Raw genomic sequence first — 26,819 nt, forward strand, 5'->3', positions numbered from 1 at the left:
AGTGCAATTTAATTCGTTAAATTGATCAACGATTTATGCAAGTTGGTATCGCATATACAAACCAACTTTTTCTTATTGTAAATCCACTCAACACGCTGGTGTTAGTTGTTATAAGATAAGAAGTAAAAGTAGTTTATTATACACAATACAGGTCACTTAGGAGATAAAAGCTCAATTAGCGTGCAATAATTTGATTACGCCCAGCATCTTTCGCTGCATACAAACCTAAGTCAGCCTCTTCTAAAAGTGTTTGCTCAGCATACACTTTACCACTTTCAGTCGTTGCTACTCCGATACTAATAGTTATATGTTCAGCATTAAGTGACGCTTTATGTTCTATCTTCAGTGCGTTTACAGCATTTCGTAATGTGTTAGCAAATTGAATAGCCTCGTGTTTATTAACACCAGGTAACACGGCAGCAAATTCTTCTCCGCCATAACGAGCTACAAAATCACCACCGCGTTTACACTGAGCAACAAGTACTTGCGCCACTTTTTTTAAGCACTCATCACCGGCACGATGCCCATAACAATCGTTATAACGTTTAAAGTGATCTATATCCATCAGTAATACCGACAGGGGTGTGCTACCTCGTTTACTTCTGCGCCATTCACGAGATAAATTTTCATCAAGATAACGTCTATTAGGTATTTCTGTTAGGCCATCAATTGAAGCTAACATCTCAAGCAAGTCATTTTTTTGTTTAATGAGTAACTGATTACGTACTCTCACCCTGACAATTGAAGCACTAAATGGCTTAATTATATAATCCATAGCCCCCAGCTCTAAACCTTTAGATTCATCTTCATGGCTTTGATTAGCTGATATGAAAATAATGGGGATAGACTGTGTGATTGGGTTTTCTTTTAATTGCACAAGTACTTCGTAGCCATCAATACCCGGCATTACAACGTCGAGAATGATCAAATCAACCTGTGTTGTTTTCACAAAAGTCAGTGCTTTTTCACCGCTTTCAACTAAAAACACATCATGCTCACCTTTGAGTGTTTTTTCGAGCACTAAACGGTTAAGAGGATCGTCGTCAACAATTAATACCTTAGCTTTTTTCGACATCCATTGCTCCCAAGCCTTTTATAAAAACAATTACCTGCTCTAGCTGCATAATAAGCTCTTTTAACGAAATTTCAACAGACTCATTGGTTGTCTTAAACTGATGTTCACATTGTTGTGCACAAAGTGATAACCGCTTGAAGCCTAAATTGCCTGCCACACCTTTTATACTATGCACTAAGCGTACCAAATCATTTCTATTGGTACTTCCTTCTATTTGGGTGAGCTGGGTTTGGCACAAATTAGCAAACTTATCAATCATGGTTTTGAGTAATGCCTCATCAAAACTGAACTGCGTTAATGCAAATGATTCTTCAAAAAAGCTAGGTTTGGAGAGCCCTAAGTCTGCAATTGCATCAATGAGTACGTCAGCCACTACAGGCTTTGTTAAGTGTTTATTCATACCGCATTTTAATGAGCGCTCAACATCAGCTGGTTCGCAATGAGCGGTTAATGCAAAAATAGGTAATTGCTTAGTGTCAAACTGTTGGCGAATTAAAGCCGTTGCTTGACAGCCGTCAATATGCGGCATTTGTACATCCATTAAAATTAAATCAGGCTTTAAAACGCGTAATAGTTCTATTCCCTCAACGGCACTCATAGCTGTAACAACATTAACTTTAGCTTGATGCAACACACTGCTAATAATGTCTAAGTTTAATTGGTTGTCATCAATTGCTAACACTAATAATCCCGCTATACCCCTTTTATACACCTGTTCATTCGTTACTACTATTTCACTGTTTATATTAGGCTGCGAGGCAACATCCAAATTAAGCAAGCGTTGAGCAAGTGCTGATGCTTTAACATGTTGAACTGATAGCAGCTGACTTGTTGACAAATTTAATGTGTGTTGATGGTTGATGATAACCACTGAAATTGCTTTTGAAGATAATGAATCGTTGATTGCTTGCACACTTAGTAATTTAGGTAAGTCATCAGCATCTATAATTAAGTTTTCAGTTTCGGTTAACTTTATGGGATATTCTAACGCTTCCTTTAGATCAATACTTATTAACTCCGGTAAAGCGCCCACAACACGTTGTAGCTCATAGCTTTGCTCAGATATAACGGCTAATGCATTTGCTGGTAATACGCTACTTTTTGTTGTATCCACCTGTAACAAAATACTAAAATAAAACTCACAACCATGACCTTTCTCACTATTTAATGCAATTTCACCACCCATTAGTGACACCGCATGCTTAACAATAGCGAGTCCTAATCCAACGCCTTGGTGGATTCTTGTTGATGATTCATCGCCTTGCGTGAAAGCGTCAAATAAACGCCTTTGATCAGCTTTATCAATCCCGCAGCCAGTATCTATCACACGAAAACAGATAAGCTGTTGTTCAATACTTACGCTTTGTACTAAATCCATTTTTAGTACAATAGAGCCTGAGCTTGTAAACTTAACCGCATTCGTTAGTAGATTACCTAAAATTTGCTGTAAGCGGATACTATCGCATATAAAAACAGGAGCAATTAAAGGGTCTACATCAATAATAAACTCAACATTTTTATTTTCACACAGCGGCGCCGTTAAGCTATCGCAAATATCAATTAGCTCTACAATATTAAATGGCGCTAACTTAAGTTCAGCTTGCGCACTTTCTACGCGTGCAAAATCCAGCATTCGGTTAAGCATCAATAATAAACTTTGCGCAGCGTGTTTAGCCTGGCCTGTTTGTTGTAGTTGCTTTTGGGTAAGCCCCTGATCTATTAACATATCAAGTAGGCCCAATACCGCGTTAAGTGGAGTGCGTATTTCATGGCTTAAATTAGCAATAAAACGGCTTTTAGCAAGGGTTGCTCGTTCAGCATCATGCTTAGCTTTAGTTAGTGCGCTTACATCCTGTAAATGAATAACATAATAAGAAGGATCACGTTTTTCATCCCACACAAGTGATACACTCAATTGTAACCAATTGGCTAATTTCCCTTGCGCTAAGGTTAAATGGTATACCTTTTTCTTGTCGTCGAGTAACTTTGCTAAAGTGATTTTTATTTCTTGCCATTGGCTATCGTCAAAGAGCATTTTAAGCTGCTCTCCTACTAAAACAGGATGTTCTATAAATAATTTTCTGGTCGCTTTATTAACTTGTACAATCGTGTGCTCAAGCGACAGCAGCACAACGCTATTAGCAGCAAATTCAATCGCACTTCTAAATTTAGATTCTGAAGCTTTTAAAGCGTACAACGTTTGTTGCTGCTCAGTTATATCTCGTCCTATTCCCATTGTACCCAACAAATGTTGATGCTCATTATAAAAAGGAGCTATAGTTAATTGATAGGACTTATTCTCTGTGTCTATTCGTTGTTGTACATCGTGACGATTTTGTAAAACTTGCTTTTCTAAAACGCTAATTTGTTCATCATCATTGCTAATTTCCTCCATGCGTTTACCCACTAACGCTGTTTGCTCTTTACCTATATACGCTTCAAATGCCTTATTACACCCTAAAAACAAACCATCAATATTTTTAAAATAAATTAAATCGGGCACACTGTTAAGCATCGTGTTGAGTAATGCTAGGTGGCGTTCTTTTGCTTCATAGCTACGCTTTAGCTTTTCGGATTGCAGCTGCACTTGCTCATCAAGATCTTTATTAGCATTTTGCAGTGATTCCACCAGCTGCTTATTTTTAGCAAATACGCGTTTTACTTTCGAAAACCAAGGCTGCCAATTAAGAGGAATTTGATAATCTAATTGTTTATTTTGTTGTGTATCATTTTGCTCTAAATAGTGCATTAAATGCGTCATCGGTTTTATAAAAATACGCTGGCTTAACCAAAAAAACACACCAAACATAATGCTTAAAAATAGTGTTAAAAATATAAATTCTAATAATACTTCGTAACGAATAGAGTTTACTAAATTTGATTTAGGTTCGTGAAATGCAGCATGAATAGGCAAATTGCCCATTGGTTGCATAAAATAATTAGTATTACTGGTTAATATCGTCAGTTTATTATCCGGACCTGCGATGTTTGGCCAATAGGTTTTTAGATCGATGGCTTCGTCAATTAGATTTTTTGAGCTGGCAATAATGTGATGGAACTGATTCATAAATACATATTCACCGTGATTAGGTGATACTTTTTTTAGCCAAGTAGACATTGCCTGCACATCGTAAATTAAAATAATGTAATCGCTTGAACCAAGTTCTCGCTGACGGCCTATAGCAAAATAAGCTTTACCATCTATATTAATTATTGGGCTTGATGAAAGATTATTTGAAGAAAACTCGGGTTTAAATTGCCCGTCTAAAATTTCGGTTAATAAAAAGCTTTTACTTTTATTACGCCTTGCCACATATGCAATACCACGCTCATCCACATAAGCGACTGCTGAAAGTGACTGCATCAGCGAAAGCGTCGTATTAAAAGAAGGGCCTAACGCGACTAATTGCTGCCACTGTAAAAGCTCACGAGTAGAAAGTGAAAAATCTCCTTTACCAACAATTTCAGTGCCTTGGTTTATAAAATGACGATAGTAGTAACCATCATACTGGCTAATACCTTCAAGAAGAGTGCTATTTAATTGATTATAAGGAGGCAGTTCGTACAATGTAAACATCGTAGTAAGTAAGTCACTTGCCGCTTGCATGCCATGACTTACTTGTGCAGATACATTGATAAAATCGGCTTCGCGCTTTTCAACAATGCGTTCAAGCTTAATATTATATAAATGTAAGCATAATAAAAGAGCTACAACTAATGGAACCAAAAGCGCAACAAATAAAGAACGATAATAATGTTTAAGAGGTAAAAAATTCAACGTACTGCCTGCGTTATGGCTCGAAAATCAATCGATAGACTATCGAGCCAATTTGTTAAGCGCAAGTTATAAATTTTCTTCTGCAAATGACGCTAAGCGACTACGTACAACCCCGTTAAGGTTTATCGTTGCACTGCCCTCAAAGTTTTTAAAACGCTCTACTATGTACGTTAAGCCCGAAGTCACCGGTGTTAGGTAGTTACTGTCTATTTGCGCCAAGTTACCCGTACAAATTAATTTAGTACCTTCGCCGCAGCGAGTAATAATCGTTTTAAGTTGAGATGCCGTTAAATTTTGGCTCTCATCTAAAATTACCACCGCATTTTGAATGCTACGCCCACGCATAAAGTTAACCGATTTAAACTGCACATTGGCTTTTTCCATAATGTAGTTTCGGCTTGATATCGGATTTTCGTCGCCTTTGTGCAATACCTCCAGCGTATCGGTAATGGCTGCAAGCCATGGCGCCATTTTCTCCTCTTCTGTGCCGGGTAAAAAACCAATGGACTCTGCTATTTCAGGGGTATTACGGGTGACTATTACTTTATCGTAAATACCTTTTTCGATGACCATTTCAAGGGCGCTGGCAAGCGCTAACAAGGTTTTACCACACCCCGCAGGGCCGGTTAAAATAACAAGTTCAATACTTGTATCGAGTAGTGCATCAAGCGCCATACCTTGATAAATGTTTTTAGGTTTAACGCCCCATGCTTGTTGATGCATTAAACGCTCAACGCCAATATCTTTTAGCGTTATGTGCTCGTCATCGTACGATTTAACACGCGCCGCAAACTGATCCCCTCCATCAAGTAAATATTCATTACAAAATACATCAGGTATTAAGTTTTTAGGCACATGATGAAACGTATCACGTCCGTGTTGCTGCGTATTACACTCCCCTACATGCTCCCAAACATCCCCTTCAATTTTTTTATAACCACTAGTAAGCAGGCTTATATCGTCAATAAGTTGGTCGGTGCGGTAATCCTCAACATATTTAAGCCCGGCGCCTTTGGCTTTTAGGCGCATGTTTATGTCTTTTGTAACCAATATAACCTTTGAATCACTGTGCTGCTTTTGTAAGTACACGGCGCAATTAATAATACGATGGTCGTTTTCGTTACCTGGTAAACCAGAAATGGAGTCGGCAAATAAATGATCGTTTACAATAATGAGGGTACCTGCAGAGCTCGCTTTTGCCTTTTTGTTACTTGGCAGCGCCACGCCTTGTAGCATTTGTTCGGGCGTTGCATTTTTAAGAACTTCATCTAATCCACGAATAGCGACGCGCGCATCACGACTTACGTCGTGTTTTCTGTCTTTTATGTGGTCAAGCTCTTCAAGCACCGTCATTGGGATAACAACGTCATGCTCTTGAAAAGACAAATAAGCGAGTGGTTCGTGAAGTAGTACGTTGGTATCTAGCACATACATTTTACTTTCAAGGTTCGAAGCTTTTTCCATAGCACTTTCCTTACGTTTTATGATTTTTATGCTATACCAAAATAACTAAGTAAAACGGGCAAAACTTAAACCTGCAATACTTAATTGCTAAGGCATAATGTAAGTTTAGTCTATTTGTCATAAAAGTCCGTTTTATTACAAACTGTAATTAGTTTTGATTTACCTAAAAAAGAGTCATAAACAAGCTGTTTTAATAGTAATAATTAACACTTACAAAATTAATTAAAAGTGAGCCAAATAGCGCCTTGCAGTGGTGTTAGCTTACAGGTAACATAGCCGCCTTTTTCATCATAGACGAGACATACATGAATTTTTCCTTAGGTCAGCGTTGGATCAGTGATACAGAGTCAGATTTAGGATTAGGCACCGTTGTTGCCATTGAAGGCCGTCAGGTCAGCATATTATTTCCTGCCAGTGGTGAGAGCCGTGTTTATTCTAGTGCAGAAGCACCTGTTACCCGTGTGGCATTTAATCCTGGCGATGTGATCAAAAGCGTTGAAGAATGGGAATTAGAAGTAGAGTCTATTGAAGTACAAGGCGAATTACTGTGTTATCACGGCACCCGTGTTGATAATGGCGAAACTGCCAAGCTTAAAGAAACCTTTTTAGATCATTTTATTAAATTCAATAAACCACAAGATCGTTTATTTGCAGGCCAAGTAGATCGTTTTGATCGCTACACACTTCGCTACCAAACGTGGTTACATAAATTTGAACGTGAGCAATCGCCTATTAAAGGCTTAATTGGTCAGCGTGCTAATCTTATTCCGCACCAGCTTTATATTGCCCAGGAAGTGGGTAAACGTTTTGCACCACGCGTACTTTTATCAGATGAAGTAGGCCTTGGTAAAACAATTGAAGCGGGCATGATACTACATCAACAAATTATTAGTGGCCGTGCGAGTCGCGTACTGATTGTGGTGCCTGAAAACTTACAGCACCAATGGTTAGTAGAAATGCTACGCCGCTTTAACTTACGTTTTTCTATTTTTGATGAAGAGCGCTGCGACGAAGCGTTTGCAGATTCTCCAAACGTGTTTGATACAGAGCAACTAGTACTTACCAGCCTTGAGTTTTTAACCAAGAAAAAACGTTGGTTTGAACAAGCAACACTTGCTGATTGGGATCTTTTAGTAATAGATGAAGCCCATCATCTAAGCATCAATAACGGCAAGCCAAGCTCAGAGTACCAACGTATGGCAGAGCTTAGCCAAGATATTCCGGGCCTTATTTTACTTACAGCAACGCCTGATCAACTTGGTCACAGCAGTCACTTTGCACGTTTGCAGTTACTCGATCCGGATCGTTTTTACGACTACGACGTGTTTAAAGAAGAAGAAGCAAATTATAAAGACGTAGCGCAAGCTGCAAATCAATTACTGCAAGAGCAAGCTCTGGACGACGCAGCCAAAGCCACGCTAATTGAGCTATTAAAAGAAACCGACATTACTGATATTCTTGAAAAAGCACAGCAAGGTGATTTACCAGCGCGTAAAGAAATACTTAATATGCTGCTCGATCGCCATGGCACAGGTCGTATATTATTCAGAAATAGCCGCAGCGGCATTGACGGCTACCCAAGCCGTAAATTACACGCCTACCCAATGGCACTGCCAAAACAGTATAAAACGGCTATGTCGGTTCTTGGTAACATGGGCGGCATTCAAAACGCTGAACTAAGTGCACACCGTGCCCTGTTTCCTGAAAAAATATTTCAAGAATTTGAAGGCGAAAGCGCAAGCTGGGGTTTATTCGATCCACGTGTAGATTGGTTAATCGACACCCTTAAAACACTTAAGCGCGAAAAAGTACTGCTTATCTGTGCTAAAGCTGAAACAGCTATCAGCCTTGAGCAAATACTGCGTGAACGCGAAGCAATTAAAGCGTCGGTATTCCACGAAGGCATGTCGATTATTGAGCGTGACCGCGCTGCTGCATTTTTTGCAGACGAGTACGATAATGCACAAATATTACTGTGTTCAGAAATTGGCTCAGAAGGTCGTAATTTCCAGTTCTCGCATCACTTAGTACTGTTTGATTTACCACTGAACCCAGATTTACTAGAGCAGCGTATTGGTCGATTAGACCGTATAGGTCAAACGCAAGATGTGAACATTCATGTGCCATATTTTGAAAACACCGCTCAAGAAGTACTGCTACGTTGGTACAACGAAGGTCTAGATGCATTCGAATCTACATCAACAACGGGGCAAATGCTTTATAAAGAGTTCCGTGATGATCTACTTGAATATATTTCTGCGCATAACTGCGATGAAGACGAACTCGATCCATTACTTGAGCAAGTAGCACAGCAAAATGCAGTACTGCGTAAAAAAATGGAAAGCGGACGAGATCGTTTACTAGAGCTACATTCATCGGGTCAAGGTGCTGCCGACTCGCTTGTGACTGATATCGAAAAACTCGATAATCAGTTTGAACTACCAAGTTACATGATCAACGTGTTCGACACATTTGGCGTAAGCCAAGAAGATAAAGGCGAAAACACCATTATCTTAAAGCCAACGGAACATATGTTAAGCGCCTCATTCCCATCGCTTAAAGACGATGGCATGACGGTTACCTTTGATCGCGACACGGCTCTTTCGCAAGAAGACGTACACTTTATCAGCTGGGATCACCCTATGGTGCAAGGCACTATGGATATGATTTGTGACGATGACTTTGGTAGCGCATCAGTTGCACTGCTTAAAAACAAAAAATTACCGCCTGGCACCTTTTTTGTTGAGCTTATTTTTGTTGCAGAAGCAATGGCACCAAAAGTATTGCAAGTTGGTCGCTTTTTACCGCCTACACCAATTCGTATATTGCTTGATAAAGCAGGCAATAACTTAGGTGAGAATGTAGCTTTTGAAGGCTTTAATCAGCAGCTATCAGCCGTTGGCCGCCAAACAGCCAGTAAACTTGCGGGAGCACTGCAAAGCGCTGTTCACCCGATGATCACTACCGCTAAAGATATGGCACAAGAAAAACTTGAAGTTATTCGTGCAGCGTCGCTTGTTAAAATGCAAACATCACTCAGTGAAGAGCAAGAGCGACTTGTTGCCCTTAAGCAAATTAACCCAAATATTCGCCAAGAAGAAATAACGTTTTACGATAAGCAACGCAACGACCTAACTACGTATATTGAAAAAACGCAGTTACAACTTGATGCAATTCGCTTAATTGTGGTTTCGCACTAAACTTTCAATTTAAAGATGTCGGTCGTTAGTAAAGATTACAAATGAAAAAACATAAAAAAGTGCGGTATTTATACCGCACTTTTTTATTTTATATTTAGCACTCATCTACATAATCACCATCTTGTATCTAAGTAACTAATTCACTAAAATAGCGCCCTTAAAAATCATTAAGGCAGGCTGTGTTAGTTAACTATAATCCCCCAATGAGCCCGTATTTAACAATACTTTTCCAAGACGACGACTTGCTCATCGTTAATAAGCCAAGCGAGTTATTAACCGTCCCTGGTAAAGATCCTAAACACGCCGACAGCTTAATTAACCGTGTTAATCGTGTTTTTCCAACGGCTAAAATAGTTCATCGTTTAGATATGGCAACATCGGGCATACTTTGCCTTGCTATGAATAAAGCAGCGCACAGGCATTTAAGTATGCAGTTTCAAGAACGCGAAACAGCTAAGCGTTATATTGCACGTGTATTTGGGCAGCTTGAGGTCGATACGGGAACCGTGGATCTGCCGCTTATTTGTGATTGGCCTAATCGCCCAAAACAAATGGTTGATCACGAAAATGGTAAGCCATCGCTTACGCACTTTAAAATACTTGAGCGCGAAGCCGATGCTACCCGTGTAGAGCTAACGCCAATAACTGGGCGCTCACATCAGTTACGTGTACATATGCTAAGTTTAGGACATCCTATTTTAGGTGATAGGCTCTATGCCCATAAAGACGCACTTGCCGCAGCTCCTCGCTTACAATTACACGCACAAATGCTGAAGTTGAAGCACCCTACAACTGAGCAAGTACTTACATTTGAAGCCGAACCTGAGTTTTAATCATTGCATTAATGATTATTAAGCCATAGTGCTAAACTTTTACCGTAGTACGCCGATACCTAATTAGTATTCATTATTTGAGCTTCTTATGGTATCTGCGCAGTTTTTAAAAAGTATACTTAACGTATTACTAATATGTACGCTATTTTTAAGCGTACAGGTAACAGCTGCAGAGCATATTGCCCCTCCTACATTATCAAGTATTGAAAACAACGATATTGAACGCTTGCTTCCAAATGACGAAATAAAATCAATACTTGCAGGTGAAACCGAGTTTTTGAGTTTATACAGCGAATATATGAGCGCCGACTTTAGAGGTGTTGTATTACTTATACCCGACTGGCAATCAGTGCCAACAAACAATGCTGGCATGAGTTTTTTACGAAAAGAACTTAATAACTTAGGCTATACCACTTACGCAATGACGGTACCCGACATAGACTGGCAAGCCAGCAAAATACCAGACTCATCAACAGAAATGCCTGCAGAAACAACGACACCTGATGCAGCTACAAGCACAGAGCCTGCGACTGCAGATATGAAGAAAAATGCAGAACCTCATTATGTTAATGCTCTAGAAAAAGTGACTAATGAAGTACTCGACAATTATAAAATAAATCTGATTGCTCGCTTTAATGCGCTATACCAAACTGCAATGCAAGAGCCTGGTAACGTAGTGGTTATTGCACAAGGTACCAGTGCTGGCGTATTACTTGAGCACTATGCCGACTTTCCAGAACAGAGAGTAGATGCATTTATAAGTTTAAGCAGTTACTTACCTAATACTAAACGTAATAAAGATTTGAGCCAAACAACATCACTTGTTACGCCAGCTTTACTCGATATTTACTATGCTAATGACAGCAATGATATTTTAATGAGCCTTAAAAATCGCCAACGCTGGGTTAACCGAAATGCTAAATTTGATTATCGCCAACGCCAGCTGTTTGGCCTGCGCGATCAACCGGATCAACACGCACGCCTTACAAAAGAAATAGACGGCTTTTTACGCCGCCTTTTTTAAATATTCATAAGCCGCTTGAATATCTTGGCTCTTTTTAACTGCAAGCTCCATCATGTGTTTTGGTAAACCTTGCGATACCAATTTATCTGGGTGATGTTGGGACATAAGTTTACGGTACGCTACTTTTATCTCACGCTCAGTCACACCATCATTAAGCCCTAATAACGCCAATGCCTGCGTACGATTCATATTATTATTGGGTGGGACATGATGACCCGAGCCTTCACGGTAGCTGCTACTTTGCCCTTGGCTTTGTTGCTGTTGATTAAAGCGCTGTTGTTGCTTTCTAAAGTTAAATTCTGCTTGATAGCGTTTTAATACAAATGCAAAATGCGTTTTCGAAATCCCTAACTGCTTACTTACCTCTGCTAACAATTGCTTTTCTTGTTCGGCTAACACCCCATCAGAGAATGCCATTTGAATTTGTATTTCTAAAAACAATTGCATCAAGTCGTTTCGCTTAGCAAAGCGTTCTTTAAAGTCGTGCACGGTTTCTTTAAGTGAGAAGTCGCCCTCTTTACCCGACTGAAAAGCCTGCTGTGCTTCGCGGCGCTCTTCGCCTTTCAAACCCATTTCATCCATAAACAAGTTGGCGGCTTTTATATGCACTTCGCTAACTCTGCCATTCGATTTAGCAATATGCCCCATTACGGCAAAACAGCTCGAAAAGAACAAAGCTTGGCGCTCGTTTACATCTGCATCGTTAAACAAGCTTGAAAAGCCACCTGCTTTATCAAAGTTACTTTTTAAGCTTTTATCAAATAAATGGCCAAGGTATAAACCTAAAATGGCACCAAAAATCTTGCCAAACATAAAGCCAAAACAAAAACCGAGTATTTTTCCCCACATTTATAATGCTGCCTTTTTAAAAAATTTAGTTAATGCGCCGCAAGGCGTTTGTTTAAGTCATTCAAACGTTCGGGTGTACCTATATCATCCCACTGACCAATATAAAGCTCAGTAGAGATTACATGCTTACTTAGCTTTTCACGTAAAATAGGCCCTAAAGGACGCCTCCCTTGCGTTAACCCTTTGAAAAAATCAGCCTGATACCGACTGATCCCTGAGAATGTATACTTTTGACTTTCTGGCGATAAATGACTTAATGAAAAATCACCATCTGGATTATGTGGTGGGTTTTGTATTAGCACAATATGCGCCTCACCCGCTTGCAAATGCAGCTGCATTAGCGCACTTACATCATAATCGGTATATACATCGCCATTAACTACAATGAAAGACTCTCCAAGCAGAGGTAGCGCCTGAATAATACCGCCAGCAGTTTCAAGACCACCTTCAACTTCTTGACTGTAAAGTATGTTTACCCCAAATTGACTGCCATCGTTAAAGTAATCTTTTATTTTATCACCTTGCCAAGCGAGGTTTATTACAATATCGGTAATTCCGGCAGCTTTGAGGTTATTTATATGATGCTCAATAAGTGGTTTTTCTGCTACTTTTAACATTGGTTTTGGCATATTCTGTGTTAGCGGCATCATCCTCTGTCCGCGTCCTGCGGCTAAAATCAACGCTTTCATGTGCGCTCCTTTGCTAACTTTTCAGTCACTTTTGGTACTATGGTATGTTTAGTCCAATCACTCAATGCTTTAAGCTCGGGATAATTAGCAGCCACTTCAATAATATAATCAAGTGTGGGTAAAATATTATCTAAATAACCTGTTTTCCCGTCGCGTAAATATAATCGACAAAATATACCAGCTGCTTTTAAGTGGCGCTGAATACCGGTTAAATCAAACCAATATTTAAACTCATCAAATGAGGTATTAACCATTAAATTTTGAGCAGTGAACTCGCTATAAGCAAAATCAAGCAAGCTTGTTAGCTCTTTTGCCGGAAGTTTAAAATAGCAATCTCGAAGCAGCGATACTAAATCGTAACAAAGCGGACCACGTACCGCATCTTGATAATCTATAATCGCCCACAGGCCATTACTATTCATAATATTTCGACTGTGATAATCACGGTGCACGGTTACTGTAGGCTGCACAAGCATAGCCTGAGTGAGTAACTCACAGCTTGTTTGCCACATAGCTTGATACGCTGCTGTTGGGGATTCATCTATAAAGTCGTTTACTAACCACTGACTAAATATATCGAGCTCAAGTTTTATAAAGTCTTTATTGTAAGCTTGCATAACAGCTGAGGGTGGTGTTTTTGCCCATTGAGCACTTAAACTTATTAAAGCTTTGTAATACTCAATACGATTTTCATCATCTAGCATATCAGCCAAATGCTTACTGCCTAAATCACTTAGTATAAAAAAGCCTTGCTGCTCGTCGCTAGCAATTATTTTTGGAAGTAAAAAGCCTTGCTCGGTAAATACCTTATTAAGTGATATATAAGGCGCGTTATTTACTTTTTGGGGTTCTGAATCCATCACAATAAAATGCTCATTACTGCACGTTAAACGGTAATAGCGACGGAAACTAGCATCTCCTGTTATCGCACTTAACAAAGTAGGCTGCGTATTAAAGTGTGTGTTTATAAATTGTTGTAAATTATCAAAGCGTGTCATTTTATAAGATATCTATTTTTAACTAAGTTAATTAGGTCAATTACTGTATTTGCCATTATTTTCCTTTATTATGTGTAAATTATATTTAATCACAAAGCATTAAGGTCAATAAATGAGCAAAACCTGGGGCATATTGATGCTAAGCGTAGTTAGCGCACCATCGCTTGCCGAAACTGAACTGACGCACAACCTTTGTGGCATTTCAATGCAAACCAGAGCTTGGCAACCACTTCCAGGCCTTGAGCTTGGTACTGTTGATATTAAAGCTGATGATGTAGAGCTCCTAGGCACTCAAAGTGCTGAATTTACCGGCAATGTTGATATTAACACCGTTAATATGAGTTTGTCCGCACAAACTGCGTTGATAGATAAACAGCGTGGTTTATTAAATGCAACCGGACCAATTACTTATCGTGACACAATTAGCCAAATAAGCAGCAAAGGGCTAAACGCCGATTTAAGCAACTCAGAAATTAGCCTACTTGGTGCAGATTACAGTTTAACCGATCAACAAGGTAAAGGTGGTGCAGAAAAGCTGACCGTGAATGATTCTGGCTTAGTGCTCATGAATGCAAGCTTTACTGCTTGTCCTGGTCAAAGCCCTGTATGGGAAATAGAAGCAGACGAAATTAATTTATCCCGCGAGGAAGGCTGGGGTGAAACTCACAATGCGGTACTAAGAATTCTTGATACACCTGTTTTATATTTGCCTTATTTTACATTTGCACTCGATGAACGTCGTAAATCAGGATTACTAAAGCCTAATATTTCCAGCTCAGATCGCTATGGTATTGAAACAATTACACCTTATTACTGGAACATAGCGCCAAATTTTGATGCCACTATTACCCCGCGCTATATGTCTCGTAAAGGCTTGCAACTGCAAACAGAGTTTCGGTACTTAACTGAGCAACATGAAGGTTTGGTCGGTGTAGAGTACTTAAATAAAGACGATTCAGAGCCAACTCTTGATTCACGTTATATGTTTCATTGGCAACAAAGAAGTTATTTAGGTGAGAGCTGGCGAGCTAATGTAGATATTACCAACGTAAGTGATGACAATTACATTACTGATCTTGATTCTAACTATGCAAATAAAACCGATACCCAACTTTACCGAACTGGCGCACTAACACACTTAGGTGAGACATGGCGTACAGATATTAAAGTGCAAAACTTTGAAGTACTCGGTGATCACTTAGAATCATATACCGCTATACCTCAAATCAACTTTACTCAAACAGCCCCATGGCGTATTGATAATTTTGATTTTACAGTTTCTGGCGAAATCAGTCATTTTACTAACGACTCAGCCATTATAGATCAAGCAACACGAGTGCATTTAGAGCCTAAAGCCCGCTTTGATTACAAACAACATGCATGGTCGTTTTTATCTGAAGTAAGTTTATTGCAAACAAATTATAAACAACATGGTGATTTAGATGGTACGCAATACAGCGAAAGCGTGTCACGTACAATCCCTAAAGTTCGTTTATATTCTCAACTAAATTTTGAACGTAATACATCATCTTTTATTGAAGATGGTACTCAAACCTTGGAGCCTCAAGTTCAGTATTTATATACCCCCAATAAAGACCAATCTGATATTGGGTTATTCGATACAACTAAGCTACAAGACGATTACTATGGCTTATTTAGAGACACTCGATTTTCGGGTGTTGACCGTATTGCCGCTGCAAACCAATTTACATTGGGTGCAACAACGCGTTTGTTTGATAAAAAACAAGAAGAAGTGTTTAACTTTAGTGCTGGACAAATATTTTATTTAAGTGACTCAGCTAAACCAACAGAGCAAGGCTTAAACTCAGACACTAATTATAATGCACTATTTGCAGCCCAAACCATGTTACATTGGCATCGACGTTGGTACCTTGCTGGAGGTATTCAATACGATACAGATGGTAAACAAATGGTTCAGTCAAATGTAACTCTTGATTACAAAGGTGATAATAATCAGCTAGTACAATTGAACCATCGCTATGCAAATGATGTCTCAGGAAATACAATCGAGCAAGCGGGTGTATTTACAAGTATTCCCATTAGTGACGAATGGCAATTTATTGCAAGCTATCATCGAGATCTTGAAAATAACAGAAGTATCGAAATATTGAGCGGATTACAGTATGAATCATGCTGTTGGGCATTCCAAATTACTGGTCATCGCCAAATCGAAACTGACTTAAATCAGTCAATAGGACAAGAACAAGCAACTTTTGACTCAAGTATTGGTTTTAATTTTGTATTAAAAGGACTGGGTAGTAAAAGCCGCTATGATGCACAAAAACTATTACAACAAGGTATTTTTGGCTATCGTAGACCGTATTTTCTTAGTAACTAGTATCACAACAGTACTATTAGCAAGAGTAGTAAAGAGAACATGACTTTAAAAAAATTATTAGTATCAACAGTTTTAAGTATCAGCCTTTGCCAAAGTGCATTAGCAGCCCCTGTAGAAATCGACAAGGTGATTGGCGTTGTAAACCAAGGCGTTATTTTAAATAGTGAAGTAGACACCATTGTAAATCGTGTTAAAAAACAAGCCGAAGAGCAAGGGCAACAACTTCCTAAAGATGAAACCTTACGTGTACAAGCAATAGAACGCTTAGTTAGCCAAACATTGATGATGCAAATGGCTGAACGTATGGGATTACAAATATCTGATAGCCAGCTAGACCAAACGCTAGCAAATATGGCAAAAGAACAAGGCGGTACAATTGCTGATCTACGTAAAACCATTGAAGGTTCTGGCGAGAGTTTTCAAGCATACCGTGAAGAAATCCGTAAAGAAATAACCACTCAACAAGTTACACGCGCCAATGTAGATCGCCGAATTTATATTAGCGATCAAGAAGTTGATAATTTGCTAAAAATTATGGAAAGTCAGGGACAAAACTCTGAAGAGTATAATATCGGGCACATTCTTATCGATATTCCTAATGATGCGACTGCTGATGAAATATCTGCAGCAAAAACACGAGCAGATAAAGTAATAGAACTATTAAATGATGATCAAGAATTTAAACGTATTGCCATTTCGTCATCAAGCGGTTCAAAAGCACTTGAAGGCGGACAACTAGGCTGGATGGGTATTAATGAAATGCCATCATTATTTGCAGAAGCAGTTAAAGGCAAAAAAAGTGGTGCTATTATAGGCCCTCTTCGCTCTGGCGCTGGATTTCATATAATTAAAGTACAAGAAATTCGTGGACTTCAAGTTGTAGAAACAACTGAAGTGCGCTCACGTCATATACTAATCAAACCCTCTATTATCTTAAGCGAAGAAAAAGCACGAAATATGCTTGCTGGTTTTGCAAAAGACTTACGTGCTGGTACCGCTGATTTTGGTGAACTAGCTAAAGAATATTCTGAAGATCCAGGTTCAGCTCTCAAAGGTGGCGAATACGATTGGACTGATCCAACAACTTACGTTCCAGCTTTTAGAGATACTTTACTTTCTCTTAAACAAGATGAAATTAGTGAACCATTCAGAACTCGATTTGGTTGGCATATTGTTCAGTTACTTGGCAAACGTGTAGCTGATAAAACAGAGCTTGCTAAACGCAATCGTGCTCATGGCATGTTGTTCAATCGTAAATTTAAAGAAGAAAGTTTTAACTGGCAACAAGAAATGCGCGAGCAAGCTCACGTTGAAATTTTCCCTACAGACCAATAAATATGACCTTAAAAATTGCGATTACCCCGGGCGAGCCAGCAGGCATCGGCCCAGATTTACTTCTTACGCTTGCTCAGCAAGCGTGGGATGCTCAGCTTGTCGTACTAGCTGATGGTAAACTACTTAAAGAACGTGCTAAACATCTTGGTTTGCCCATTAATTTAATTAAGTTTGATGAAAATGCCGCCGCAAAAGTAGCACCTGCGGGTAGTGTTTATATACATCAAGTTGATTTAGGTGTTGATGTAGAACTTGGGGTATTAAACGACGGTAATGGCCAATACGTTTTAGACACTTTGCGTATCGCAAGTGAAAAAAACATGGATGGTACATTCGATGCTGTTGTAACTGGTCCTGTCCATAAAGGTATTATTAACAAAGCTGGTATCTCTTTTAGCGGCCATACTGAATACTTTGCACAGCAATCAGATACTGCTGACGTTGTGATGATGCTGGCAACTGAGGGCTTGCGTGTCGCACTTGTGACAACTCATATCCCACTTGCTTATGTATCGCGTGCTATTACCGAAGAACGTCTTACTAAAGTAGCAGGTATTTTAAATCACGACTTACAAACTAAATTTGGTATCGAAAAGCCACGTATTTTGGTATGCGGTTTAAACCCGCATGCAGGAGAAGATGGTCACTTAGGACGTGAAGAGATTGAAACAATCACACCTACTCTTGATGTACTTAGAAGCCAAGGTATGAATTTAATAGGTCCATTACCTGCGGACACGTTATTCCAAGATAAATATCTATCTGAAGCTGATGCTGTGCTTGCTATGTATCACGATCAGGGATTACCTGTGCTAAAATACAAGGGATTTGGTAATTCTGTGAATATTACATTAGGTTTACCATTTATCCGCACTTCAGTTGATCATGGTACTGCGCTAGATTTAGCCGGTACAGGTACCGCTGACGTTGGCAGTTTTGAATTAGCGATCCGCGAAGCAATTAAGCTCGCCCAAGAAAAAGCACAAAATCAATGACCGATAAAGTACATTTAGGACACCGCGCCCGTAAACGTTTTGGGCAAAACTTTTTATTTGATGAAATGATCATCGATAAAATAGTCTCTGCAATCGATCCTAAACCAGAAGACAACTTAGTAGAAATTGGCCCTGGACTTGGCGCTATTACAGAGCCTGTCGCTGATCTTAGTGGCCACCTAACGGTTGTTGAACTAGATAAAGATTTAGCACAACGTTTAATTGAGCACCCATTTTTAGGCCCTAAATTAACCGTTAACCAAGGCGATGCAATGACGTTTGACTTTGCAAGCCTGGTAAAAGACGACAAAAAATTAAAAGTGTTTGGCAACTTACCTTATAATATTTCTACGCCTTTACTGTTTCATCTTTTTGAATTTGCAGACAATATTGAACACATGCATTTTATGCTACAAAAAGAAGTCGTAAAGCGTATGGTTGCAGGCCCTGGTAGTAAAACCTTTGGCCGTTTAAGTGTAATGACTCAATACTACTGTAATGCAATGCCAGTGATAGAAGTGCCACCTGAGTGCTTTAAGCCAGCACCTAAGGTTGATTCTGCAGTTATTCGCTTAATCCCTAAAAAGCCAGAACAACGCACGGCTAAAAGCGTTAAAATTCTAAACACTGTGTGCTTGGAAGCCTTCAATCAGCGCCGTAAAACACTGCGCAACAGCTTGGGCAACTTACTAACAGCAGAAGAGCTTACAAGCATTGGGATAGACATAACGTTGCGCGCTGAGCGCTTATCTTTACAACAATTTATTGATATAGCTAATTGGATTTATGACAACAAGCAGTAATATTGGATCGCCTGTTAAGGTATCTGTAGAAACATTTTACGTAGAAGGTCAGTCTCAACCAGAGATCGAAAAATACGTATTTGCCTATTCGGTAACTATTCGAAACCATAGTCTGTGTAGCGCTAAGTTACTTAGCCGCTATTGGTTGATTACAGATGCAAATGGCAAAGAAACTGAAGTAGAAGGTGAAGGTGTTGTTGGCGAAATGCCAACCATAGGCCCTGGTGAAAGCTACAAATATACCAGTGGAGCTATACTTGATACACCAGTAGGCACTATGCAAGGGCATTATACTTTACGCAATGAATTTGGTTCTGAGTTTCAAGCACCTATTAACGTGTTTCGTTTAGCTTGCCCTAATATTTTGCATTAAATGATAACTAAATTGTATGGCTGATTACGTAATAGGTGATTTACAAGGATGCTTTAGCGAATTTAGCACCTTGCTACAGCGGGTAGATTTTAACCCAAGTAAAGATCACCTCTACTTAGTAGGAGATATAGTCGCTCGCGGACCAGACTCTTTAGCCTGCTTAGATTACATTTACCAAAACCAAGACAGCATAACGATTACACTTGGCAATCATGATTTGCATATGATTGCCTGCTATTACTTAAATAAACCAACTAACCCAAAAGACAAACTTAGCCCAATATTTAATAGCCATAAACTCACCCATTACATTGAATATCTTCAAACTCAGCCTCTTGCCTTATACTTAAAAAAATATAATAGCTTTATATCTCATGCTGGTCTTAACCCTGATTGGTCAATTGAAAATGCGTTAAAATATGCACAGTTTGCGCAAAGCTGTTATCAATCAAATAATGCAAAAACCTTCTTTGAGCAAATGTATAAGCCACACCCTGTGAAATGGCATAATGACCTAGACGACTTTGAAAAATTTAGATACATAGTTAATTATTTTACTCGAATGCGCTTTTTAACAAGTAATAATCAACTAGAACTTAGTGCAAAAGGCGCAACAATCAATAATAATGAGTTAACACCTTGGTTTATGCATCCAAATATATTAAACATTAAACAGGATATTATTTTTGGGCACTGGGCTGCCCTTGAAGGTAATACAAACCATAAATGTGTACACGCTTTAGATACAGGGTGTGTGTGGGGTAACAGCATGACGCTAATGAAACTACCTAGCAAACAAAAAATTGTAGAAAAGTCCCACCTTTTGTCTAAATAACCTGAAATAATCTAATACATCTGTTAGATTTATAGACTAATAATTAAAATTAATTAAAGTAATTGATTTTAATTACTTAACTTATCAGTACAAACGCCGATAAGTTCTAACTGAAGTACTTTTGAGTGGAAACCTATATGAATCTAACAGTAAGCCAACGTATTTGGGGTGGTTTTATATTTATCACGCTATTACTTTTAATAATTGGTGGCAATTCTTTAATAAAAATAGCAAATATTGACCGCTCAACTCAAAAAGTGAACCAACTATCACTTCCAGCTCTGAATAAAAGCTCTGAGTTACAAGCTGAATTCATTTTAATGAGTAAAGCCGCTCAAGCGAGTTTTTACACTTCATCTGCAAATGAACTGGCGCCAATAAAAAAACAAGTACTCGAACAAAAACAGCTGTTTAATAGCCTTCATAGCGAACTACAAGCAGTCGTAAAAGATGATCCAGCTTTAAACCAAAGCAGTAGAAATGTAGAACAAACCTACCTAAGTTTTTTAAGTACTGTAGAGAGCTTGCTTGTAGATAAGAGTAAACAATTAGCACTTAATAAAACATTAAAGTCTCAATTAGAAATTATCGAACTTAACGCTGAAGATGCAAATTCTGTCGTACTCGACATTTTGGACATAGACGGTTTTGAGCAAAATCATGCACGCGCATTCCAAGCAGCTAATAATTTAGAGAATAACTTTATATCGGTTGTAAGTAATAGTACCGACATGCTGACAGTTAAAACACTCAATACACTTGATATTGTTAAAAACGAGCAAAGCTACTATTTTGATGAAGTAACACGCACTCTAGCGTTAATAAAGCCTGCTATAGAGCAAACTCACAGTGATTTATTCAATAACTTAAAAGAGTATGTAGATACCCTCGAAAATAATATTAAAGGTAATAGTGGTTTAGCTGCAAACAAAAAACGCCTAATTGACTCAATCACACTGACCGAAAAAGAGCTTGCCGAATCAGAGCAAGCAACAAAAATGGCACTTAATCAAATTGATGAATTAGTTGCACAAGCAAGCAATGTTGCCTTTGAGTTACAAAAAGGTGTGCGCAGCGATGTAGATTCAGCTAATTTATGGACATGGGTAGGGATGGTTATCGCAACACTTCTAGCGATAGCAATTGCCATTATTACAGTTAGTCGTATAACCAAACCGCTTGCTGAAGTTAATCGTATTTTAGATATTGTTGCCAGTGGCGACATGACACAACGCTTAGATGACACTGCTAAAGATGAGTTCGGCGAACTATCTAAAAGTTGTAATACTTTAATTGATAGCTTGCGCAGCTTAATTAAAGGCATTATTTCTCGCTCGACTCAACTGGCCGCCGCTTCAGAAGAAACGTCTGCAATTACTGCAGAATCAAGTCAAGCAATTCGCAATCAACAAGCACAAGTTGAACAAGCAGCAACTGCAACCACTGAAATGAGCAGCACATCGCAAACAGTTAGCAACAGTGCTCAACAAGCGCTTAGTGAAATTAAAAATGCTGACAAAGAAGCCGAACGCGTTAAAGGTATTTCTAACAACAATAAAGCGACGATTGAGCAGCTTGCTCGTGAAGTAGACGACGCCTCTCAAGTTATCAATAAACTACATCAAGATAGCGCATCAATTGGTAGCATATTAGATGTAATACGCGGTATTGCAGACCAAACAAACTTATTAGCACTTAATGCTGCAATTGAAGCTGCACGTGCTGGTGAGTATGGCCGAGGCTTTGCGGTTGTAGCCGATGAAGTTCGCTCTTTAGCAAGTAAAACACAAGAGTCAACTCAAGAGATTCAATCAATGATTGAATCGCTACAAACAGGCGCTGAAGCTGCGGTAACAGCAATGAGCAAAGGTAAACAACGTGCTGTATCGTGTGTTGAGCAAACAGACTTAGCTAGTAGCGCGCTTGATTCTATTACATTTGCGGTATCTCAAGCTCACGATGTCAGTGAAGAAATATCAACTGCTGCATTAGAGCAACAACAAGTAGCACAAGAGATTAGTGAACGCTTAGAATCAATCGTAGCCATTGCAGAACAAACCGCTGAAGGCGCAAGCCAAACAAACATCTCAAGTTCAGAAGTAGCAAAACTTGCTGAAGAACTTCGTTTATCAGTCGATGAGTTTAAAGTTTAAATAACGCAATTAGCGCAAACTAAAAACCCCGTTGATACCAAGTATCAACGGGGTTTTTGTTTATTTAAATAAAGTACTTAACCTGAGCTCTGGTTAAGAGGTTTACTAACGTATTGAATCATGGTGATATTTAAATTTATTTTCTCTAGCCAGATAGATTTATTATCCAGAGTTCAGGTTACTTATGCCAATGCGCTTCATTAAGAAGGCTGGTGTTATTACTTTTGGCAATGGCTGCAAAAAACGGTGCTACGCTGCCCTAGCCGTATTTCTTGCAGTTCGCTTTCACATGTCATACATGGCTTGCCTTTACGCCCATATACTAATAATTCTTGTGCAAAATACCCTGGTTTACCATCGCTTTGTGCAAAATCCTTAAGCGTAGTACCACCTTGCATAATAGCCGCAGCAAGCGTGTCTTTTATAATAGGAATAAGTGCTTGATAGCGCTTTTGTGAAACTTTTCCCGCTTCTCGCTTTGGATGTATACCCGCTTTAAATAACGATTCATTCGCATAGATGTTACCAACACCTACTACCACTGCGTTATCCATAATAAACTGCTTTACGGGTACTTTTTTATTGCGCGATTGTTCGTACACGCGTTTAGCAAAAAAATCATCGGTAAGCGGCTCAGGACCAAGCTTAGAGAGTAACTTATGTACTTGCCCTGGCTCTTGCCATAAGCAACAACCAAAACGACGAGGATCGTTTAAGCGCAGTGCTTTACCGTTACCAAAAATAAACTCTACATGGTCATGCTTTTTAAGCGGCTCACTTTTATCTACAACACGTAAATTACCTGACATACCCAAATGTAAAATAGTACTGCCAAGCTCACAGTGTAAAAGTAAGTATTTAGCTCGTCGTTCAATACTTGTAACAATTAGCCCTTCAAGTTGATACACGTCATCTGGCACTGGCCAGCGCATACTGGCATTGTAAATATTTACCTTTGTGACAACTTGGTTTTGTACGTGGGGAGTGATGCCCATTCGGCTCACTTCTACCTCTGGTAATTCAGGCATTAATTAGACTCACTTTGTGAAAAATCAAAACTAGGAAATAACTGCTGTGCAGTTTTTAAATCGAGTGCGAGTATTCGTTGGCTACTCTTTTCGAGTAAGTAATATTGCCCATCGCCTTTATAAAGCAAATAAATCCAAGGTAAACTCTCACCAGCTAATTCAAAAGTAGCAACATATAAAGGCGCATTAGGATTAAAAACAACAGATTCGTTAACACCCATTAACTGCGCGCTTTGCCATTGGTTAATTAAATCACTAAGTTGTTGCTCAGAAGCTTGCCAGACAAATGGCGCATCTTTTTGTAACATAGTTGTACGCCAACTAGTTCCAATACGCTCAATTTTTTGATCAACAAATGTCAGCGTCAATACAAAGCTTTGAATTGGTAATACAGGCTGTACCGAAGGCTCATCAGCTGAATTAAAAAGTTGCTTATGCCAGCCATTTAAAAAGAAGATCATAATCAACATTGAAAAAATAATAACGTTGTTCCAACCTTTGCGACCAAGTTGCATGTCCACACTTCCTATTTAATTCAAGATTTTAAAGTGTAACTAAAACTTAATTGCACTGTCTATATGTTAAACCGTGCAGACTTTGTTAGAATATCGGCAAATTTAAAGGAGTTCCGTCAATGTCTATGTATGTAGTGGGCCATAAAATCCCAGATTCAGATTCTATTTGTGGTGCAATTGCACTGGCTTATTTAAAAAACCAAATGGATGAGCCAGCAATTCCAACACGTCTTGGTGAAATTTCACCAGAAACTCAATTTATCCTTGATAAATTTGGCTTCGAAGCACCAGAGCTAAAATTAAGCTACGCTGGCGAAGACGTTTACATTGTGGATCACACAGAAAAAACACAAGCACCCGATGATATCGACCAAGCTCGCGTTGTTGGTGTGGTAGATCACCATAAACTAGGTGACTTAACATCATCGACTCCGCTTGAATGTTGGATTCGCCCTGTTGGCTGTTCGAACACCATTATTAAAATGATGTACGATTTTTACAGTGTAGAAATCCCTAAAGACATCGCTGGTATTATGCTGTGCGCAATTTTAAGCGACACAGTCATATTTAAATCACCAACATGTACCACTGCCGATATTAAATGTGTTGAAGCGCTAGCTGAAATTGCAGGCGTAGAAGACTTTAAAGAACTTGGTATGGATATGTTCCGCGTTAAATCTGCGGTAGAAAACACACCAGCGCGCGATTTAGTAATGCGTGACTTTAAAGATTTCAACATGAACGGTAACCTAGTAGGCATTGGCCAACTAGAAGTAATCGACCTTGCTGTTTTTGACGATATTAAAGCAGACCTTGCAGCCGATATTGCTAAGTTAAAAGTAGAGGGCAACCGCCACTCTGTATTTTTACTGCTTACCGACATAATGAAAGAAGGCTCAGAAATGCTAATTGTATCTGACGATGCAAACTTAGTTGAGCAGGCTTACGGTGTAAAACCAGAGAATGATAAAGTATGGTTAGATGGTGTGTTGAGCCGTAAAAAGCAAGTAGTCCCACCACTGCAAGATGCGTTTTCAAAAGCCTAATAGCTTTAACAAATAGCACTAAAAAAGCCGATATTGCATAAAACAATATCGGCTTTTTTGTTTTTAAAATGTGTATTTCTTATACCAATTCGCTTAATTAAATAAGCTATTTTGAGGCTGGAAAAACGTGTTGATAGCTAGACAAAAAATTCGATATTTAGTTGTTCTCGGCAATTGCTCCTGCATTGCTCTACCTTCTGCATCCACGCAGTCGTAAATGAGAATTTTTTAACGCAGGTAGCGACACGTGTAGCCCCGCAAAATGATTAAGTATTATTGCGGATTGGTATTAAGCTACAAACACAATTCTCTAAATGGCAATGTGGCTGCGCCAATTGATACCGGAAAATTATCAATATTAGATACCACCAGCTTTGGCATAGGGCGTTTAGCGCCACGTCTAAATTGTGCATAGACCTCCGTGCGTGCAATAACTTTTTCAGCCAACTCTTTTGGAATATGGCCACCAATAATAATCGCTTCAGCATCTAATAATGCCGAGCAACAGGTTGCCACTAAATCAAATGAGTCTTGAACTTTAAACAGCCACTCTTCAACGCCAGGCCAATCGGGGTCAAAGTTGTCATGCAGGTCGTAAATAGAAGTAACCGCTACGCCATTTTTTTTCAAAATACGTTTTAGTAATTCAAGATTGGGGTGGGCATATAATTTAGGCGGTAGCATGTCGCCAAGCTCACCTGCGTTTCCGTATGTACCGCGCAGTACGTCACCATTATTTACAATACCACCACCAAATGCGGCCGACACAAACATATAAACAAAGTTTTTATACTCGCGTCCAATACCAGCAACACCTTCACCTGCGGCTGCGCCTGTAGCATCGTTAACAACCCAAGTAGGGAGTTGAAAATGCTGCGACACAATATCGATAATATCAACCTGCGACCACTCTTCTAACATATGGTGGGTATTCATTTTCCCATCCATTGAGCTAAAAAAGCCAGAGATACCCACGCCCATTCCCAGTACTTTTTCACTTGGAATGTCACGCTCAGCGCTTATATCTTCCACCAGCTTTTGTGCACATTTAAGCACATTATTAATGCTCATATCCGACATTAGCTGCATATGGGTGTAAACCACCTTTCCCGTAAAATCCATTACGGCAAGCGAAATAGCATCAAGCAAAATAGCTAAGCCAAAGGTAAATCCGTAATCGGGGTTAAGGGCAATGCCAAACCCAGGTTTGCCTTTTTTATTAGGAATTAGCGTATCAGTTTGTACAATTACACCGTGTTGGGTTAACGACTTAAGTAAACGCGACACAGTTTGCTGTGGAATACGAGTTGCGCTCACAATATGACTTTGAGTTACGCACTTTTCCCAAAACACCACTTTTATAATATCGCGCTCAATATCTTGAAATAGTTTTTCGCCTTTTCCAAGCTCAAAACCAGAGCGTAATAAGTTACTGTTGTTTAACGAAAACATAGCTATTAACCCTAA

At 39.2% G+C, this 26,819-nt stretch carries 20 protein-coding genes; 11 read left to right on the top strand and 9 right to left on the bottom strand.

Annotated features, from left to right (window positions below; all coding sequences use genetic code 11):
* Positions 1–175: 175 nt before the first annotated feature.
* From NRL14_RS06030 to NRL14_RS06040, 3 genes are all read right to left on the bottom strand, one after another.
* Complete coding sequence (locus tag NRL14_RS06030) at positions 176–1,075, bottom strand: diguanylate cyclase (protein WP_007376541.1); 900 nt, start codon at positions 1,073–1,075, stop codon at positions 176–178.
* Positions 1,059–4,853, bottom strand: a complete 3,795-nt coding sequence (locus NRL14_RS06035; RefSeq protein WP_306724219.1) for a PAS domain-containing hybrid sensor histidine kinase/response regulator — start codon at positions 4,851–4,853, stop codon at positions 1,059–1,061. Before NRL14_RS06035 ends, NRL14_RS06030 begins: the two co-directional genes overlap by 17 nt.
* 66 nt (positions 4,854–4,919) lie before the next feature.
* Positions 4,920–6,317, bottom strand: coding sequence for a PhoH family protein (locus NRL14_RS06040; RefSeq protein ID WP_306724220.1), 1,398 nt, complete (start codon positions 6,315–6,317; stop codon positions 4,920–4,922).
* Between the two features lie 305 nt (positions 6,318–6,622).
* Between NRL14_RS06040 and rapA the strand changes: the two genes are divergently transcribed.
* The 3 genes from rapA to NRL14_RS06055 all read left to right on the top strand — a co-directional run bounded on the left by rapA (position 6,623) and on the right by NRL14_RS06055 (position 11,374).
* A complete protein-coding gene (rapA, locus tag NRL14_RS06045; protein ID WP_306724221.1) occupies positions 6,623–9,517 on the top strand; it encodes an RNA polymerase-associated protein RapA in 2,895 nt (964 codons plus the stop codon).
* 179 nt (positions 9,518–9,696) lie between these two features.
* A complete protein-coding gene (gene rluA, locus NRL14_RS06050) occupies positions 9,697–10,350 on the top strand; it encodes a bifunctional tRNA pseudouridine(32) synthase/23S rRNA pseudouridine(746) synthase RluA (RefSeq protein WP_033038959.1) in 654 nt (217 codons plus the stop codon).
* An 88-nt stretch (positions 10,351–10,438) separates the two neighbouring features.
* Positions 10,439–11,374, top strand: coding sequence for a DUF3530 family protein (locus tag NRL14_RS06055; protein ID WP_306724222.1), 936 nt, complete (start codon positions 10,439–10,441; stop codon positions 11,372–11,374).
* Here the strand turns inward: NRL14_RS06055 and djlA are convergent.
* Genes djlA through NRL14_RS06070 form a run of 3 tightly spaced genes read right to left on the bottom strand, consistent with a single transcriptional unit; the run spans position 11,357 to position 13,910 of the window.
* Positions 11,357–12,223 carry a co-chaperone DjlA gene (djlA, locus tag NRL14_RS06060; protein ID WP_033028344.1) on the bottom strand — a complete coding sequence of 289 codons (867 nt, stop codon included), beginning with the start codon at positions 12,221–12,223 and terminating at the stop codon, positions 11,357–11,359. The two genes, NRL14_RS06055 and djlA, sit on opposite strands and share 18 nt — an antisense overlap.
* Positions 12,224–12,252: 29 nt before the next feature.
* Positions 12,253–12,912 carry an N-acetylmuramate alpha-1-phosphate uridylyltransferase MurU gene (gene murU / locus NRL14_RS06065; protein ID WP_306724223.1) on the bottom strand — a complete coding sequence of 220 codons (660 nt, stop codon included), beginning with the start codon at positions 12,910–12,912 and terminating at the stop codon, positions 12,253–12,255.
* Positions 12,909–13,910 (bottom strand): aminoglycoside phosphotransferase family protein, encoded by a 1,002-nt coding sequence (locus NRL14_RS06070; RefSeq protein WP_033028346.1) that lies wholly within the window; start codon positions 13,908–13,910, stop codon positions 12,909–12,911. Before NRL14_RS06070 ends, murU begins: the two co-directional genes overlap by 4 nt.
* Before the next feature lie 112 nt (positions 13,911–14,022).
* Between NRL14_RS06070 and lptD the strand changes: the two genes are divergently transcribed.
* From lptD to NRL14_RS06105, 7 genes are all read left to right on the top strand, one after another.
* Positions 14,023–16,269 carry an LPS assembly protein LptD gene (gene lptD / locus NRL14_RS06075; protein WP_149614621.1) on the top strand — a complete coding sequence of 749 codons (2,247 nt, stop codon included), beginning with the start codon at positions 14,023–14,025 and terminating at the stop codon, positions 16,267–16,269.
* 39 nt (positions 16,270–16,308) lie between these two features.
* The gene (surA, locus tag NRL14_RS06080) at positions 16,309–17,604 is read left to right on the top strand and encodes a peptidylprolyl isomerase SurA (RefSeq protein WP_007376551.1); all 1,296 of its coding nucleotides are present in this window, start codon (positions 16,309–16,311) and stop codon (positions 17,602–17,604) included.
* 2 nt (positions 17,605–17,606) lie between these two features.
* Entirely contained in the window at positions 17,607–18,599 is a 993-nt protein-coding gene (pdxA, locus tag NRL14_RS06085; RefSeq protein WP_306724224.1) for a 4-hydroxythreonine-4-phosphate dehydrogenase PdxA, read from the top strand.
* Positions 18,596–19,402, top strand: coding sequence for a 16S rRNA (adenine(1518)-N(6)/adenine(1519)-N(6))-dimethyltransferase RsmA (gene rsmA / locus NRL14_RS06090; RefSeq protein ID WP_149606868.1), 807 nt, complete (start codon positions 18,596–18,598; stop codon positions 19,400–19,402). Before pdxA ends, rsmA begins: the two co-directional genes overlap by 4 nt.
* Entirely contained in the window at positions 19,386–19,775 is a 390-nt protein-coding gene (gene apaG, locus NRL14_RS06095; protein ID WP_007376554.1) for a Co2+/Mg2+ efflux protein ApaG, read from the top strand. The genes rsmA and apaG overlap by 17 nt, the downstream gene beginning before the upstream one ends.
* 16 nt (positions 19,776–19,791) lie before the next feature.
* Entirely contained in the window at positions 19,792–20,610 is an 819-nt protein-coding gene (locus NRL14_RS06100; RefSeq protein WP_033038971.1) for a symmetrical bis(5'-nucleosyl)-tetraphosphatase, read from the top strand.
* Between the two features lie 137 nt (positions 20,611–20,747).
* Positions 20,748–22,763 (top strand): methyl-accepting chemotaxis protein, encoded by a 2,016-nt coding sequence (locus NRL14_RS06105; RefSeq protein WP_306724225.1) that lies wholly within the window; start codon positions 20,748–20,750, stop codon positions 22,761–22,763.
* Positions 22,764–22,981: 218 nt separating this feature from the next.
* On the opposite strand, the gene mutM is transcribed toward NRL14_RS06105, so the two are convergent.
* Both mutM and NRL14_RS06115 read right to left on the bottom strand, forming a co-directional pair.
* Positions 22,982–23,791 (bottom strand): bifunctional DNA-formamidopyrimidine glycosylase/DNA-(apurinic or apyrimidinic site) lyase, encoded by an 810-nt coding sequence (gene mutM, locus NRL14_RS06110; RefSeq protein WP_306724226.1) that lies wholly within the window; start codon positions 23,789–23,791, stop codon positions 22,982–22,984.
* Positions 23,791–24,306: a hypothetical protein gene (locus NRL14_RS06115; protein ID WP_306724227.1), complete on the bottom strand. Its 516-nt coding sequence runs from the start codon at positions 24,304–24,306 to the stop codon at positions 23,791–23,793. The genes mutM and NRL14_RS06115 overlap by 1 nt, the downstream gene beginning before the upstream one ends.
* A gap of 119 nt (positions 24,307–24,425) precedes the next feature.
* On the opposite strand from NRL14_RS06115, the gene NRL14_RS06120 reads away from it, so the two are divergent.
* Positions 24,426–25,352: a manganese-dependent inorganic pyrophosphatase gene (locus tag NRL14_RS06120; protein ID WP_306724228.1), complete on the top strand. Its 927-nt coding sequence runs from the start codon at positions 24,426–24,428 to the stop codon at positions 25,350–25,352.
* A 294-nt stretch (positions 25,353–25,646) separates the two neighbouring features.
* Here the strand turns inward: NRL14_RS06120 and NRL14_RS06125 are convergent, their stop codons facing one another.
* Positions 25,647–26,804: an ROK family transcriptional regulator gene (locus NRL14_RS06125; RefSeq protein WP_002957728.1), complete on the bottom strand. Its 1,158-nt coding sequence runs from the start codon at positions 26,802–26,804 to the stop codon at positions 25,647–25,649.
* Positions 26,805–26,819: the final 15 nt, after the last annotated feature.

Origin of the sequence: Pseudoalteromonas sp. 20-92 (assembly GCF_030847595.1) — a bacterium.
Lineage (GTDB): Bacteria > Pseudomonadota > Gammaproteobacteria > Enterobacterales > Alteromonadaceae > Pseudoalteromonas > Pseudoalteromonas fuliginea.